Source organism: Burkholderia contaminans (assembly GCF_029633825.1).
GTDB classification, from domain to species: domain Bacteria; phylum Pseudomonadota; class Gammaproteobacteria; order Burkholderiales; family Burkholderiaceae; genus Burkholderia; species Burkholderia contaminans.
Genome location: NZ_CP090641.1, coordinates 2206681 through 2220433 on the forward strand (window position 1 = coordinate 2206681; position 13753 = coordinate 2220433).

Annotated in this window: 14 protein-coding genes; 6 read left to right on the plus strand and 8 right to left on the minus strand. The window is 68.0% G+C overall.

Features of this window, described 5'->3' with window-relative positions; translation table 11 throughout:
- Nucleotides 1–36: 36 nt before the first annotated feature.
- The 4 genes from LXE91_RS27565 (at nt 37) to LXE91_RS27580 (ending at nt 3267) form a co-directional block, all read left to right on the plus strand.
- Complete coding sequence (locus tag LXE91_RS27565; protein ID WP_039354202.1) at nt 37–1281, plus strand: NADH:flavin oxidoreductase/NADH oxidase family protein; 1245 nt, start codon at nt 37–39, stop codon at nt 1279–1281.
- Between the two features lie 283 nt (nt 1282–1564).
- On the plus strand, nt 1565–1858 hold the full coding sequence (locus LXE91_RS43780; RefSeq protein WP_349817477.1) for a DUF2946 family protein: 294 nt from the start codon (nt 1565–1567) through the stop codon (nt 1856–1858).
- Nucleotides 1859–1967: 109 nt separating this feature from the next.
- Nucleotides 1968–2885: a hypothetical protein gene (locus LXE91_RS27575; RefSeq protein ID WP_039354203.1), complete on the plus strand. Its 918-nt coding sequence runs from the start codon at nt 1968–1970 to the stop codon at nt 2883–2885.
- A gap of 16 nt (nt 2886–2901) precedes the next feature.
- Nucleotides 2902–3267 carry a copper resistance CopC family protein gene (locus LXE91_RS27580; protein WP_039354206.1) on the plus strand — a complete coding sequence of 122 codons (366 nt, stop codon included), beginning with the start codon at nt 2902–2904 and terminating at the stop codon, nt 3265–3267.
- Nucleotides 3268–3339: 72 nt separating this feature from the next.
- On the opposite strand, the gene LXE91_RS27585 is transcribed toward LXE91_RS27580, so the two are convergent.
- The 8 genes from LXE91_RS27585 to LXE91_RS27620 all read right to left on the minus strand — a co-directional run bounded on the left by LXE91_RS27585 (nt 3340) and on the right by LXE91_RS27620 (nt 11701).
- A complete protein-coding gene (locus tag LXE91_RS27585) occupies nt 3340–5457 on the minus strand; it encodes a TonB-dependent receptor (protein ID WP_039354209.1) in 2118 nt (705 codons plus the stop codon).
- Nucleotides 5458–5510: 53 nt separating this feature from the next.
- Nucleotides 5511–7625 carry a TonB-dependent receptor family protein gene (locus tag LXE91_RS27590; RefSeq protein ID WP_039354647.1) on the minus strand — a complete coding sequence of 705 codons (2115 nt, stop codon included), beginning with the start codon at nt 7623–7625 and terminating at the stop codon, nt 5511–5513.
- Between the two features lie 173 nt (nt 7626–7798).
- Nucleotides 7799–8131 carry a DUF2946 domain-containing protein gene (locus LXE91_RS27595; protein WP_157644933.1) on the minus strand — a complete coding sequence of 111 codons (333 nt, stop codon included), beginning with the start codon at nt 8129–8131 and terminating at the stop codon, nt 7799–7801.
- A 76-nt stretch (nt 8132–8207) separates the two neighbouring features.
- Nucleotides 8208–9671, minus strand: a complete 1464-nt coding sequence (locus LXE91_RS27600; RefSeq protein WP_039354210.1) for a PepSY-associated TM helix domain-containing protein — start codon at nt 9669–9671, stop codon at nt 8208–8210.
- Nucleotides 9672–9913: 242 nt separating this feature from the next.
- A complete protein-coding gene (locus LXE91_RS27605) occupies nt 9914–10399 on the minus strand; it encodes a hypothetical protein (RefSeq protein ID WP_039354653.1) in 486 nt (161 codons plus the stop codon).
- A 103-nt stretch (nt 10400–10502) separates the two neighbouring features.
- Entirely contained in the window at nt 10503–11048 is a 546-nt protein-coding gene (locus tag LXE91_RS27610) for a hypothetical protein (RefSeq protein ID WP_039354212.1), read from the minus strand.
- A complete protein-coding gene (locus LXE91_RS27615; RefSeq protein ID WP_223274289.1) occupies nt 11045–11239 on the minus strand; it encodes a hypothetical protein in 195 nt (64 codons plus the stop codon). The genes LXE91_RS27610 and LXE91_RS27615 overlap by 4 nt, the downstream gene beginning before the upstream one ends.
- A gap of 138 nt (nt 11240–11377) precedes the next feature.
- A complete protein-coding gene (locus tag LXE91_RS27620) occupies nt 11378–11701 on the minus strand; it encodes a hypothetical protein (protein ID WP_039354216.1) in 324 nt (107 codons plus the stop codon).
- 604 nt (nt 11702–12305) lie between these two features.
- Here LXE91_RS27620 and LXE91_RS27625 point away from each other — a divergent pair.
- Together LXE91_RS27625 and LXE91_RS27630 are read left to right on the plus strand one after the other, a co-directional pair.
- Nucleotides 12306–12938: a LysE family translocator gene (locus LXE91_RS27625; protein ID WP_039354655.1), complete on the plus strand. Its 633-nt coding sequence runs from the start codon at nt 12306–12308 to the stop codon at nt 12936–12938.
- A gap of 188 nt (nt 12939–13126) precedes the next feature.
- A complete protein-coding gene (locus tag LXE91_RS27630; RefSeq protein WP_135370727.1) occupies nt 13127–13705 on the plus strand; it encodes a hypothetical protein in 579 nt (192 codons plus the stop codon).
- Nucleotides 13706–13753 lie beyond the last annotated feature (48 nt).

Sequence of the window (13753 nt, forward strand, 5' to 3'; positions counted from 1 at the left end):
GTTATCGTTGGGCATCGTCAATCGAGGGTGCCCTCCATGAACCTGTTTACACCGCTGACACTGCCCAACGGGGCGGTGATTCCGAACCGTCTGGCCAAGGCCGCGATGGAAGAGAACATGGCCGATGCGAACCACGCGCCGTCCGACGCGTTGCTGCGCCTGTACCAGGCGTGGGCCGACGGCCAGGTCGGCCTCATCCTGACCGGCAACGTGATGGTGGACGGCCGCGCGATGACGGGGCCGAACGGCGTCGTGCTCGAGAGCGATGCGCATCTCGAGCGCTTTCGCCGCTGGGCGCAGGTGGCGCGCTCGGGCGGCGCGCACGTATGGATGCAGATCAATCACCCTGGGCGCCAGATGCAGGCTGCGCTCGGCCAGACGACGCTCGCGCCGTCGGCCGTGCCGCTCGCGCTCGGTGCGCTGTCGAAGCAGTTCCCGGTGCCGAAGGAAATGACGCAGGCCGATATCGCCGACGTGCAGCGGCGCTTCGTGCGCGCCGCGCAACTCGCGGAGCAGAGCGGCTTCACCGGCGTGGAGATTCACGCGGCGCACGGCTATCTGCTGAGCCAGTTCCTGTCGCCGTTGACGAACCGCCGCCAGGATCAGTGGGGCGGCAGCATCGAGAATCGTGCACGCCTGCTGCTCGACATCGTGCGGGACGTGCGCGCGACGGTATCGCCGCAATTCGCGGTCGCGGTCAAGCTGAACTCGGCCGATTTCCAGCGCGGCGGCTTCAGCGCGGACGATGCGAAGCGCGTGGTCGAACTGCTGAATCCGCTCGGCGTCGATCTCGTCGAACTGTCGGGCGGCAGCTATGAAGTGCCGGCGATGCAGGGCGAGGCGCGCGACGGGCGTACGCTCGCTCGCGAAGCGTATTTCCTGGAATTCGCGCGCGACATCACGGCGGTCGCGCGGATGCCGCTGATGGTCACGGGCGGCATCCGGCGTCGCGTGGTTGCCGAGCAGGTGGTCGACAGCGGCGTGGCGATGGTCGGCATCGCGACCGCGCTGTCGATCGAGCCGAACCTGCCGCGCGACTGGCGGGCCGGCAAGGACAGCGCGCCGGTGCTGGAACCGATCCGCTGGAAGAACAAGGCGCTGGGTGCGCTGGCCAACATGGCCGTCGTCAAGTTCCAGCTCACGCGGCTGAGCGTTGGCCGGCGCACGCACCCGCAGGTGTCGCCGCTGCGTGCGCTCGTCACGCAGCAACTGGCCGCGCAGTGCCAGACGCGGCGCTACCGGAAATGGATGGCCGGGCGCGCGGCGGGTACGCGTGCGTGACGTGCCTGGGCGGGGCTGAAGCGACTGTCCCGCACTGATCGGCCCGCCGCCCGGCGGGTCGCTTCGAGGCTCGATTCTTTCGGATTGCTTTCCGAAATATCGAGCCCGTTTACCGCATTATTCAGGCGCCTGAGCGCGATTCCAGCGTGGCATAATTCATCATCGTCATCGCATTCCATCCTCGTCGCGCGTCATGCACGTCGCCCGTTTCCGCAAGCCAGGCAGCCTGATCGGATTGATCGCAATCCTGATGATGGCGCTCGCGCCCGTGGTAACGCAGATGATGGCGTCGCGTCACGGGCTCGTCGATGCGTCGGCCGTCCATTGCACGGCGAGTGTCGACGAAGCGGTGGTCGCGCACGACGGCGGCGAGCCCGCGCATGGCGTCAACGCGCACTGGCACGCGTGTCCCTATTGCAGCTTCGTTGCTCATGCCGCCGCGCTGCCGGGCCATGCCGTTGCATTCGCCGTTCCGCGTCCGGATTCGCAAAGGCCGGTCGTGTCGGCATCGATGCCGGCGCGTGTCGGTCGCGTCCATACCGTCCCGCAATCGCGGGCACCTCCCGCGTTCTCCTGAGTTCGTCTGATCTTTCCGCCTGACCCGCCGCCGTTTCGCGACCGAATCGGGCGGCCGCTCGTCGCGCGCATGCGCGGCGGCATCGAACGACAACCGGAGAACACACACCATGCCCCGCTTCAACCAACGGCACGCGCCCCGCGCATGTGCCGCATTGCTGGCCGCCTGCGCCGGCCTGTCCCATGCTTCTTTCGCGAACGCACACGCCGTGGTCGGCGATCGCGTCTTTCCCGCGACGTTGGCCGTGGACGACCCCGGTGTCGGCGACGAATTCGACACGCAGTTCGGCCACATCAAATCCTCGGACGACAGCGGCAACACCTTCAACGTCAATACCGTGTCGTACGAGTGGGACAAGCTGATCACGAAGAACCTCGCGTTCAGCGTCGCCAGCCAGTACGTGTCGCAGAACGTACCGGACGGCGGCTCCGCGAAGGGCTGGGACAACGTGACGCTCGGCGTGAAGTACCTCGCCTACACGAACGCCGCGCACGAATTCATGGCGTCGGTCGGCCTGAAAACCGAGATCGGCGGCACCGGCGCGAAATCGATCGCGAGCGCGTACTCGACGTTCAAGCCGACCGTCTATGTCGGCAAGGGCTTCGGCGATCTGCCCGCGTCGCTCGGCTATCTGCGCCCGCTCGCGCTTACGGCCACACTCGGGCCGAACCTGACCACCGCGTCGTCCGACCAGGGGCCGAACTCGCTCGGCTGGGGCATGACGCTGCAATACAGCATCCCGTACCTGCAGCAGCAGGTGAAGAACCTCGGCCTGCCGCAACCGATCAGCAACATGGTCTTCGTCGTCGAGGCGCCGATGAGCACCTGCACCGCGGGCGCGTGTTCGGGCCAGACGACCGGGACGATCAACCCCGGCGTGCTGTGGCTCACCCGCTACGGGCAGTTCGGTGTCGAGGCGCAGATTCCGGTCAACCGGGCGAGCGGCAGTCACGTCGGCGTGATCGTCGATGCGCACCTGTATTTCGACGACCTGTTCCCCGGCTCGCTCGGCAAGCCGCTTTTCTGATCGACGGAGCAACCCCATGAACCGCTTGACCACGATGCGCGCGGCCGCTGCCGCGCTGCTGCTCGCCGGCGTGCAGTTCGCGCATGCCCATGCGTTCCCGACGCATCAGGCGCCGTCCGCGGGCGAGACCGTGACTGCGTCGCCGCCGCGTGTCGCGATCGATTTCGACGACGGGCTCGAACCCGCGTTCAGCTCGATCGCCGTCACCGATGCGCAGGGCCGCGCCGTCACGAACGGCAAGGGCGAAGTCGACGCGTCGAACCGCAAGCACATGTCGGTCGCGCTGAATCCGCTGGCGCCGGGCGTCTACACGGTGGCGTGGGTGGCCGTCGCGCTCGACGGCCACCGCACGCAGGGGCACTACGCGTTCACGGTGAAGTGACGCTCGCCGCGCCCGCGCCCGACACCGTGCATTCGCGCCGGCGTCGGGCGCGGCGCACCGCATCGCGCCGCGTCAGAACCGGTAGTTCGCCACCACTTCGAGCCGCCGGTCGTTGCCGAGCAGGTACTGCGTTTCGTTGTAGTACGCGGACTGCACGAAGCGCCGGTTGAACACGTTGTACGCGCGCGCGGTGATCGTCGTGTCCTTGCGCGGCTTCCACGCGAGGCCGAGGTCGACCGTCGTGTACGACGGCATCACGAGCTGGTTCGCGGTGTCGGCGAAGCGTTTGCCGACGTACTTGACGCCCGCGATGCCCGTCCAGTCCGGCGCGAAGCGCCAGCTCACCCACAGGTTCGCGAGCCGCTGCGGCACCGACACCGGCACGTTGCCCGCGCGCGAGACGGTCGTGCCGCCGGACGTCTGCTGGAAGTCGTCGTATTTCGCGCGAAGAATCGACACGTTCGCGTCGACACGCCAGTCCTTCGCGATCTCCGCGCCGACCGTCGCCTCGAGTCCGCGCGACGACTGCTGGCCGACCTGGATCGACTGGTTCGGGTTCAGCGGATCGGCCGTCAGCAGATTGCTCTTGACGATCCGGTACGCGGCCAGCGTCCATTCCGCCTTGCCGCCGAGGAACGACTGCTTCACGCCGATCTCGATCTGCCGGCCGGTCGCGAGCGTGAAGTTCGCCTTCGACGCATTCAGCGACAGCAGCGAGGTGATCGGATCGGCCGCGACCGAGTACTGGCCGTACACGGCGAGGCCGGGCTGCATGTCGTACACGGTGCCGATGCGCCAGCCCGTGTTCGCGAACACCTTCGTGAACGCGCCGCCGTTCACGAGATCGTCGCGGTTCACGCTCGCATGGTCGTAGCGCAGCCCGCCGATCACCGACCAGCGCGACGTGATTTCCAGCCGGTTCTCGGCGAACAGCGCGTACTGGTTCGCCTGGCTGCGGTATTTCGGATAGGTGCCGGCCGTGTTGATGAAGCTGCCCGGATCGAAGTTGAACGGATCGACCGTCGACGTGCCCGAATACGGCGAGTTGTTGTCGTGCTGGAACGTCGTGTGATTGAACTCGAAGCCCGTCGAGAACGTGTTGCGCATCCCGAGCAGCGCCGTGGTCACGGTGGCCGCCGTCACGTTGCCGTACTGCTCCTGGTCGTGGAAGATTTCCGTGAAGCTGCTGCGCCGCACCTGCGCGGTCGACGGCAGGTACGTGTAGTACTCGGCGTCCTTCCAGTGACGGTTGCTCTTCATCCGGTACAGCGTGCTCGTCACGTTCAGGCTGTCGCTCGGCTGCCAGTTCGCCGACACCGTCGCCCAGCTGTCGCGAAACGCGATGTCGCTGTCGCCGACGTTGTAGTTCTTCTTGTCGAGCGCGCGATCGCGCGCGCCGTTCACGAGCGGCGCACCGAAATACTGCATCGGATGCTGGAAGCCCTGCGCGTACGACGCGCTCACGTACAGGTCGGACGTCACGTCGTAGCGCAATGCACCGGAGATCGACAGGTTGCGCGAATTGCCGCGGTCGACCCAGTTCGACGAACGATTGCCGCTGATGTCGAAGCGGTACGACAGCTTGTCGTTGATCGCGCCGCCGCTGCCGAACGCGACCCGCGCGGTGCCCTCGGTGCCGCCGCCAGCCTGCAGCTCGTTCTGGATCGCACCGCGCGTCGGCTTCTTCGGCACGATGTTGACGACGCCGCCGATCGCGCCTTCGCCGTAGATCACCGACGCCGGGCCGCGCAGCACGTCGATATGGTCGACCGACCACGTGTCGAACGGAAACGTGACGCCGATCGCGCCGTACGGGCGCACGCCGTCATAGAGCTGCGTGACCGACGACGCGCCGACGAAGCCGCGCGCGCCGAGCTCCGAGCCGCCGTTGCCCGGATGCGGCGATGCGCTGATGCCGGCGGCGCGGCTCACCGCGTCGACGATTGCGCTGTCGCCGCGCGTGTCGAGCGTCTTGCGATCGATCTGCTCGACGCTCGCGGGCGTCTCCAGCGACGTCAGGCCGAGACGGCTGCCGGTGTCGAGCGGCTGCGTGAGCGGCGTCGCCTTCCGGGCATTGACGCGAATCGGCGCAAGCGTGGCGCCGGCGCTCGCGGCATCGCTTTCCTGTGCGTGGCCCGCGGGCGCGAACGCCGCGAGAACGGCGGCAGGCAGCATCAATCCGAACTTCATGTTTCGATATCCTTTGAATCTGTTCAATGCGGTGTTGCTTGAAAGGCGGCGCATCAGAACGCGTACCGCATGCCGGCGAACACGCTGCGCCCTTCGCCCGGATAGAAGATCGCGGTGTTCGCGGTGCGCGCATTCGCGACCGTGCTGATGTCGCTCACATAGCGCTTGTTGGTCAGGTTGCGCGCATCGACGAACAGCGAGAGGCCATTGCGGAAGTCGTAGCCGGCCTGCAGCCCGAGCAGCGTGTAGCTCGGCACGCGCAACGTGTTCGCATCGTCGGCCCACGCGCCCGACGGCACCCAGTCGAGCGTCGCCGCGATGTGGAAGCCGCTCGGCCGCGCGTAACCCAGCGTCGCGCGCAGCACGTTGAGCGGCACGCCGGCGATCCGGTTGTTGCCGTACTGCGGGTCGTTCTTGAAGCGGAAGTCGTTCAGGTTCCAGATGCCCGACAGCGTGACCTTGTCGCCCGCGCCGCGCCCGGTGACGTTGCGCAGCAACTCGACCGACGCGCCGGCCTCGATCCCTTGCAGCACCGTCTTGTTCGCATTGAACGTCGATGCCGGGACATCCGGGTTCGTCGTGTACTGCAGCAGCTGGTCGCGCACGAGCGAGCGATAGGCGGTCACGTCCCAGCTCACGCGCTCGCGCGAGCCGCGCGTGCCGAACTCGATCGTCCACGCGTGCTGCGCCGCGAGCGGCGTGAAGCGCGTCGTGTTCGAGAAGGTCTGCGTGAGGTCGGAGAAGTCGGGCACGTCCTGGCTGCGCGTGATGTCGACGTAGGCCTGGGTGTGCGCATCCGGCTGCCACATCAGCCCGAGCTTCGGATTGACGCCGCTGTAGCTCGCGTTCGTCGACTTGTAGTTCGGGTTGCGCGGCAGCCCGCCGTTGTCGATGTACTCGCGCACCGAGTGCAGCACCTTCACGCCCGTCATCAGCGCGACGGTCGGCACGAAGAACAGCCGGTTCTCGACGTACGCCTCGTAGTTGAACGCCGTCTGCGTCGAGTCGAGCGTCTGTGCGCCCTTGTTGCCGTTGACGTTCACGTACTGGTTCGCCTGCGTGCGGCCGCCGAAGAAGCGCGCGCCGACGATCAGGTCGTTGCGCATTCCGCCGAGCGTCAGGTGGCCCGTGTAGCGCGGTGCGAAGCCGTAGGTCCAGCCGTCCTGGTCGAGCGCCTGGAAGATCGGGTGATAGAGGCTCTTGTGGATCGCCCACGTGTCGAACTGCAGTTCGCCCGAATCGAGTTTCACCGTCGTGCGGTTCGCGATCCGCTCGGTGCGCGTGTTGCGCGCCTGGTCGCCCGATATCGCGTTCGGCGCGGCCTTGGTCGGATTGTTCAGCGCGTCGGACAGCGACAGCGTGCCGGGCAGCAACTGGTCGATGACGTACACGCCGACGTAGAAGCGCGTCTCGACCGTCGGGCTGAACCGGTAGCCGACGTTCGCGTTGAACTGCTCGTATTGCCCCTTCGAATGATCGCGATAGCCGTCCGCGTGATTGACGCTGAAGTTCGCGAGGAAGTCGAGCGGGCCGAGCACGCGCGAGATCTGCGCGCTGGCGCGCACCGTGCCGTAGCTGCCGCCTTCCACGCGCAGGATGTTCGGCGCATCGGCGGTATGGGCGGTCGGCGTGATGAAGTCGATCGCGCCGCCGAGTGTCGACGCGCCGTACGCGAGGCCGTTGCCGCCCTTGTAGACCTGCACCGCCTGCAGCGCGAGCGGATCGATCTGGTAGTAGTCGCCGCTGCCGTCCGCGAGGTTGGTCGGGATGCCGTCCTGCAGGATTTCGAGGCCGCGCGTGTGGTACGAGCGGGCGATCCCCGAGCCGCGAATCGACAGCCGCAGCTCCTGGCCGTAGCGGTTCTCGACGAACACGCCGGGCACATCCTTCAGCACGTCGCGCAGCGTGAACGCATAGGTATTCCGGTAGCTGTCGGCATCGACGAAGCCCACCGAGCCGACCGTCTGCTCGAGCGTGCGCTTCAGGCTGTCGGTCGATTTCGATGTCAGCGAGTCCGTCTCGCGGGTTGCGTTGACGTGGATCGCGGGCAGTGTCGACGCGGTCGGCGAGTCGGTCGGCGCGGCGATGGCCTGTGCGCACGCGGCCGACGTGAAGAGCACGGAGAACGCGCCGGACAGCGCGACGGCAATACGGGTCGGGGTAAACATGTCGTTGTACGTAAGGTGATGGTGACGATGATGAGTCGGACGCGATGCGCGCCATGCACGGCGCCGGCCGCCGCGCGTGGTCACGCGCGCGGGTTCGGCATCGGGCACCGGCAGGGCGGGCAGGCGAAGCGGACGGCGCCGCGCGGTGTGCGGCGGCGCGGTCGCGAAGAGCGTCAGGCGCGGGCGGAAGGCGGCCCGCGCGCGGCGAGCGCGTAGCGCTTCGGCGGATGGCAGGCAGAGGGGATCAGCGGCTCGGGCGGCGCATGCCGCACGGCCGGGGAAGCGGAGAGCAACACCGCGAATTGCAGCGGCGGATGGCCGGCAAGCAGGCCGCAATAACCGCAGCGGTCGAAATGACCGGCGGATCGAGCATCGGACGGCGCATCCGGTTCCGCGTGCGCCACGAGCGTGTTGCCGGTTGCCGAGCAGATCGGCGAGGCCGGCAGGCCGTCATGGGGAGCGGCCGCGCGCAGCTGCGAGATCAGCGGCGCGACGAGCGCGAGCACGAGCGCGAACAACCCGAGCCACGCGGTGGCCCGGGCTTGTCGCGTCGTCGCGCCGCGTATGCCGGCGCGCGGTGAATCAGGCCGCTGCGCGTGCCGCACGGCCGAACAGCAGACGATCGATCAACCAGACCGCGACGATTGTCGCGCCCATCAGCGGGAAGACGACGCCGAGCAGCACGAGCCCCGCGATCCAGCCGCGCATCGGCGGCGTGCCGCGTTCGCGCGACGGCGCACCCAACTTGCGAGCCGGACGGCGCTTCCACCACATCACGGTGCCCGTGACGGCCATCGCGGCCAGCCCGAGCGACAGCACCGCGCAGACGATCTGGTTCGCGAGCCCGAAGTAGCGGCCCATGTGCAGCGACGTGCCGTACGACACGGCGCGCGATACCGCGCCGTAGTCGTCATAGCGGATGTCCTTCAGCACGGCCCCGCTGTACTGGTCGAGGTAGATCGTCCGCTCGGCCTTCGGGTCGTCCGGGAAGTACGACGCGGTGTACACGCCATCCGCGCCGGACGGCAATGCGAGCGTGTAGCCGCTCGTCACGCCGAGGCCTCCAACGATCGCGATCGCGCGGGCCAGCGGCAGCGGTGCCGGCGTCGGTGCCGACGGCGAGTGCGGGACGGGCACGTTGCCGACCGCCCACGGCGTTTGCGGCAACGGCAGGTCGTCCATCACCATCCCCGGCATCGAGTCGCCGGATTCGTGGTGATGGCCGGACGGTGCGCCAGCCTTGGCAGGCGCGGGCGCCGCGGCGCCGTCGGGGCGCGTCGAGCGTACCGACGCGCCGCCCCATGCGCCTTCCGGCGCGCCGAGGTTCACGGTGGCGGCCAGCGCCTTGAAGTTCTTGCCCCACGAGCCCGACCACGGCAGCCCCGTCAGGATGAACGCGACCGTGCCGGCCGCGAGCCAGATGCCGGCCGTCGCGTGGAGGTTTTTCCACAGCGGCCGGCCGCGCAGCGACAGGTCGGGGCGCAGTGCCTGCCCGACGCGTGTCGCGCCGCGCGGCCACCACAGCGCGATGCCGGTGCCGATCATCACGAAGGTCCAGCACGCGGCGAGCTCCATCAGCAACTCGCCCGTCTTGCCGAGCAGCAGCTTGCGATGCAGCATCCGGTCGATCTGCATGAAGCGGTTCTCGACGCTCAGCGTGCCGAGCACGCTGCCGTCGTACGGGTTCACGTACACGCTCTCGCGGCTGCCGTCGCGCAGCCGGAACACGTATTCGGCGCTGCGGTCAGGCGCGGTCGAGACCTGGACGGACACCGGCGTCGCGCCGGCCGGCATCGCGGTACGCGCATTCGCGAGCAGTGTGTCGGCATCGAGCCGCGGCGTGGCGCGCGGCTCGACGACGAGCCGGTGCGGATACAGCAGCGGCTCGATCTGCGGCTGGAAGCAATAGAGCGTGCCGGTGATCGCGAGGACCACCAGGAACGGCATGACGAACAGGCCGGCATAGAAGTGCCAGCGCCAGAGCGTCCGGTAGCCGGCGTGGGCGGATTGGGCGGGCGAGATCGCCCGTTCGACGGTGGTCGACATGGTGTCAGCTCCTCGGGTTCGTTGAGCGGCCGCGCCGGCGCGGGCCGGCAGGCGTCAACGCGCGTTGCGCCCGCCTGCGCGCAGCGACGGAACGGGCGGCGCGGCGCCATGCGCGTGCGAGGCGCATGACGGCGTCGCCCGCGCGAGGCGGGCAGGCGGGTGAACGCTTGAATCAGGTCTTGTGAGACGAACGGCATGCGGGCCCGCGCACGTCGACGTGCACGAGCCGCGGGGCGGAACCGTCAGCAGAACTGCGGAGGTGCGCGGGAGGGTGGGCGATCGTCGAAGATCGATCGCACGACCGGAATACGGTCGACGTGAATCCGGAAGCGCCGCGGCGCGGCGGCGGGAAACAGCAGTACCAGCAGCACGAACGACGCCAACGCGGTGAACAGCGCGGCGCCGAATGCGCACAGGCTGTCGCCGCTGCCGGACGACGCCGTGTTGTCGGCATGCCCGTCATGCTTGAGCGCATCGGCGAGCGCGAGCGCATCGTTGGCCGGTGTGATCGGCGCGCCGGCATCGAAACGGGCAGCCAGTGCCGCCACGTCGACGATCAGCGGGCCGCGGCCCGAACACAGCACCACCGAGCCCGCATCCGGACCGTCCGGATCGAGCATCACGGCGCCCGACATCAGCGCGCGGGACAGCAGCGTCACGAGGAGGAACCCCCACAGAAGCTGTCGCGCGACGCCTTGCCGGAGCAGGAAGTGGCGAAGTGCGTTCATGGCGCGCGATTGTACCTCCGTTTGCGGCGCGGGGCCGTCCGCCACGCTGATGCACGGCATCAGCCCGGCGTGCTGCCGGAAGCGGACGAAAGCATGCGGGCGGCTATTCGGAACCGGACGATCCGCTGCCGGGCGGCGCGTTCGCCGGGCCATATGACCAGCTGCCGTCCGCGCGGGCGGTCAGCACGTTGCCCGAGCGCCGGTCGTGCAGATGCCACTGTTCGTCGGCCGGGTCGTCGCCGTACGGCCAGGTCGTCAGCTTGCCGCCGAGGTCGAAAGCGAACGCCCACGAACCGGGCTGGGCACACGGCGTGACCGATTGCAGGATCTGCCCGTCGAGCCGTTGCGCGGCGGCTGCGATGTCGCCGGATCGGGATTCGCTGTGCGCGAGTTCGAGACCGTCGAGCGTGATCGACCAATGGCAGTAGCAGATCCACAGGTGCCCGTTGCCGGCCACCGTCACGTGCCGCGACGCGAGCCTGTCCCGCGCGGTCGCGGACAGGCCGGGCGAGCCGGCGAGCGGCTCCCTGATATGCAGCACGGGTTGCCCGAATTCGAACGTGAGAAAGCTGCCCTGGCCTTTCGTCACGGACCAGGCAGGGGTTTCGCAGATGGCCGGCCAGATCTGGTCGAAGTCGACAGCGGTCACGGCATGCGTCTCACATCGGCGAAGCCGGTCTCGGCCTCTGCGTCGTCGGCGTGGCCGTCATCGTTGGCCAGCAAATCGGACAGGCCGGCCGGCGACAAGCACCGCATCGTCCGCTCGACGTCGTGATCGTAGCGGCGATCGTTCGGGTCGAGCGGCTTCCGCGCGTTGCGGCCGCAGCGTTTCACGAACACGCCGAGCGTGCCGGCCAGTCGGGATGTGCGGTTCCTGGGGATCATGCGGCGAGGTCATCGGGCATGCGCGTGCCGCGAATCGGGAAAGGCCGCCGTGGCCGTGCATGAGGCCCGCGGCAGCCGATGCATTGCGCCGGCTCAGGCCGGATACGCATCGTCCACTTTCAGGTTCGCGAGCCGGAACAGCGTGCGCAGCGTCTGCGGATGAATGTCGCGGTGCGCGGCGAGCGACGTCAGCATGAAGTCGAGCACCTTCGCGTAGCGGAGCAGCACGAGGCAGCGCGCGAGATCGGGCGTGCGGCCGCGCATGTCCTCGGCGAGGTGAACCATTTCGGTGGACAACGAGCGTGCCATCTCGAGTTCCATCTGCTGTTTTTCGGTCCAGTCGGGCAACGGCTGTTCGAGCAGCTTTGCGAGAAAGAGCTGGAACGACGTGTCGGACGAATTGGGCAGCATATCCATGAAGGGCCTCGTTACTTGCTCGGATCGTTCGGGCGTGTCCGCTGGATGCGCCCGACGGTGGGTTCGTGTCCGCGCGGTGATCGGCGCGGCGGTTACCCGAACGGGATGCAGGTTTCGTACCAGCGGCGCGAGACGATTGTTGAGTATTGTTGAGATGCGCTGTGGCGCAGGTGGCGAGTCCCGCCGGTACTGGGTTGCGGAGGTGATCGAGGAGGACATCTACACGCGCGGCGCGATGCATGTGAGGGGCGCGAAACGGCTCGCCGAGGCGAAATGCTTCACGGATGTAACGTAACGCCCGTTTAAATCTCGTGACGCGTTTGCGCGGCGAACCGTGCGAATCCCGCGACCCGCGGCGGCCCGCGCATTCCGCCTGCGCTTGCCGGGCGTTCGGCAGGCCGGACGCGGTGCGACAGGAGGTTCGCCCAGGGGCGGCGGGCGCCACCGGCGAATGTGCTGGATGTTTCAAATCCGAGACGGATTGGCGCGCGGCGATCCGGCGGCGCGCCTCGTCCAACTGGCCCAGCGAATTGTCGGCCAATTGTCCATGGGCAGACGGCGCGCGTTTGCCAACAATCTCCCGATCATCCCTGCGAGGTTCGACATGAGCGTCCACGCCTTCTTCTCGGCCAACCTGATGCTGGCCTACACGGCTTATTTCATCGGGACGGCCAGCCCCGGGCCGAGCAATCTCGCGATCATGTCGGTCGCCGCGAACCAGGGCCGCAAGGCGGCGCTCGCGTTCGCGCTCGGCGTCATCTCCGGGTCGATGTGCTGGGCGACGGTGGCGGCGCTCGGCGTGTCGGCCGCGCTGCTCGCGTGGTCGAAACTGCTGGTCGCGATCAAGCTGTTCGGCGGGCTGTACCTGCTGTGGCTCGCGTTCAAGTCGGGGCGCACGGCGTGGTCGGGCAAGGCGGCGGCATCGCTGAACGCGGCGGGCGAGCAGCGGCTGTCGCGCTTCTATGTGCGCGGCGCGATGCTGCACCTGACCAATCCGAAAGCGATCCTCGTGTGGGTGTCGATCGTCGCGCTGTCGTCGAACGGTGCGGGCGCGTCGCACGGCGCCGTCGTGCCGGGCTGTCTCGTGATCGGGTGCCTGGTGTTCGGTGGCTACGCGCTCGTGTTCTCGATGGACGGCGCGCGCCGGCTCTACGTGCGCGGCCGGCGTGCGATGGAAGCGTGTCTCGCCGTCGTGTTCGGCGTGGCGGGGATTCGGTTGCTGGTGTCGAACGTGTAGCGTGTGCGATCGTCTTGCGGGTGAGCGATTGCCGCGGAGGGGAACATGAGCCGTTCCATCAAGCTCTGGAGAATCGGGATGGTGCCGGCGCCGAAGGGTGCGCGTCGCCGGTCCATGCGTTGCCGGTTGATCGGCCTCGGGGCGCAGGCTCGACGCTGCCCTGGAACATCTGAACGAGAGCCTTTGAAGTGAGCCCATTCCGCACCAACGTTCTGCGCCTGCTGGGCGCGGGGTTGTTCGTTTCCCTTGCAACTGCCGGTGTTGCGCGCGAGCCGGCGTTGCCCGAAATATCCGCGGCCAAGGGGCCCGTGCTACGCGATTTTGCCGACATCCGTCTCGCAGTCCGGTCGATCGAATGCGACGACCGCAATCAATGTTCGGTGCTGGCGCGCGGTGTCTATCAGGGCAAGACGGTGGGCGTCAAAGTGGTGTTCGGTGCGCGCGAAGGCTCGCGCAGCGGAATCGCCTATCAGTCGATCGGCGCCGAAAGCGATGCGTTACTGGGCGCACTGTCGACGCTGTACGGGCAGCCGCTGCCGTCGGCGAAATTCGCGGCACGCGCGTACGGCGACGTCGTCGTGCTGCGCGGTAACCTCAGCGAGGTCGGCACATACCCGATGCAGGCGAAAGTCTTCTTCTTTGCCGACGGCCCCGAATCGCGCTATGCCGAGCTATATACGAACATCGACGTCACCCGCGGGGTGCTCGAGATTCGTGAAAAGGACATGAGCTACCGAGCGAACGTGCTGGCCGCGCTCGCAAGGTGAGCGGTTCAAGCGTATCCGAGGCGGACATCCCGCGCGTGATCCGGGCGG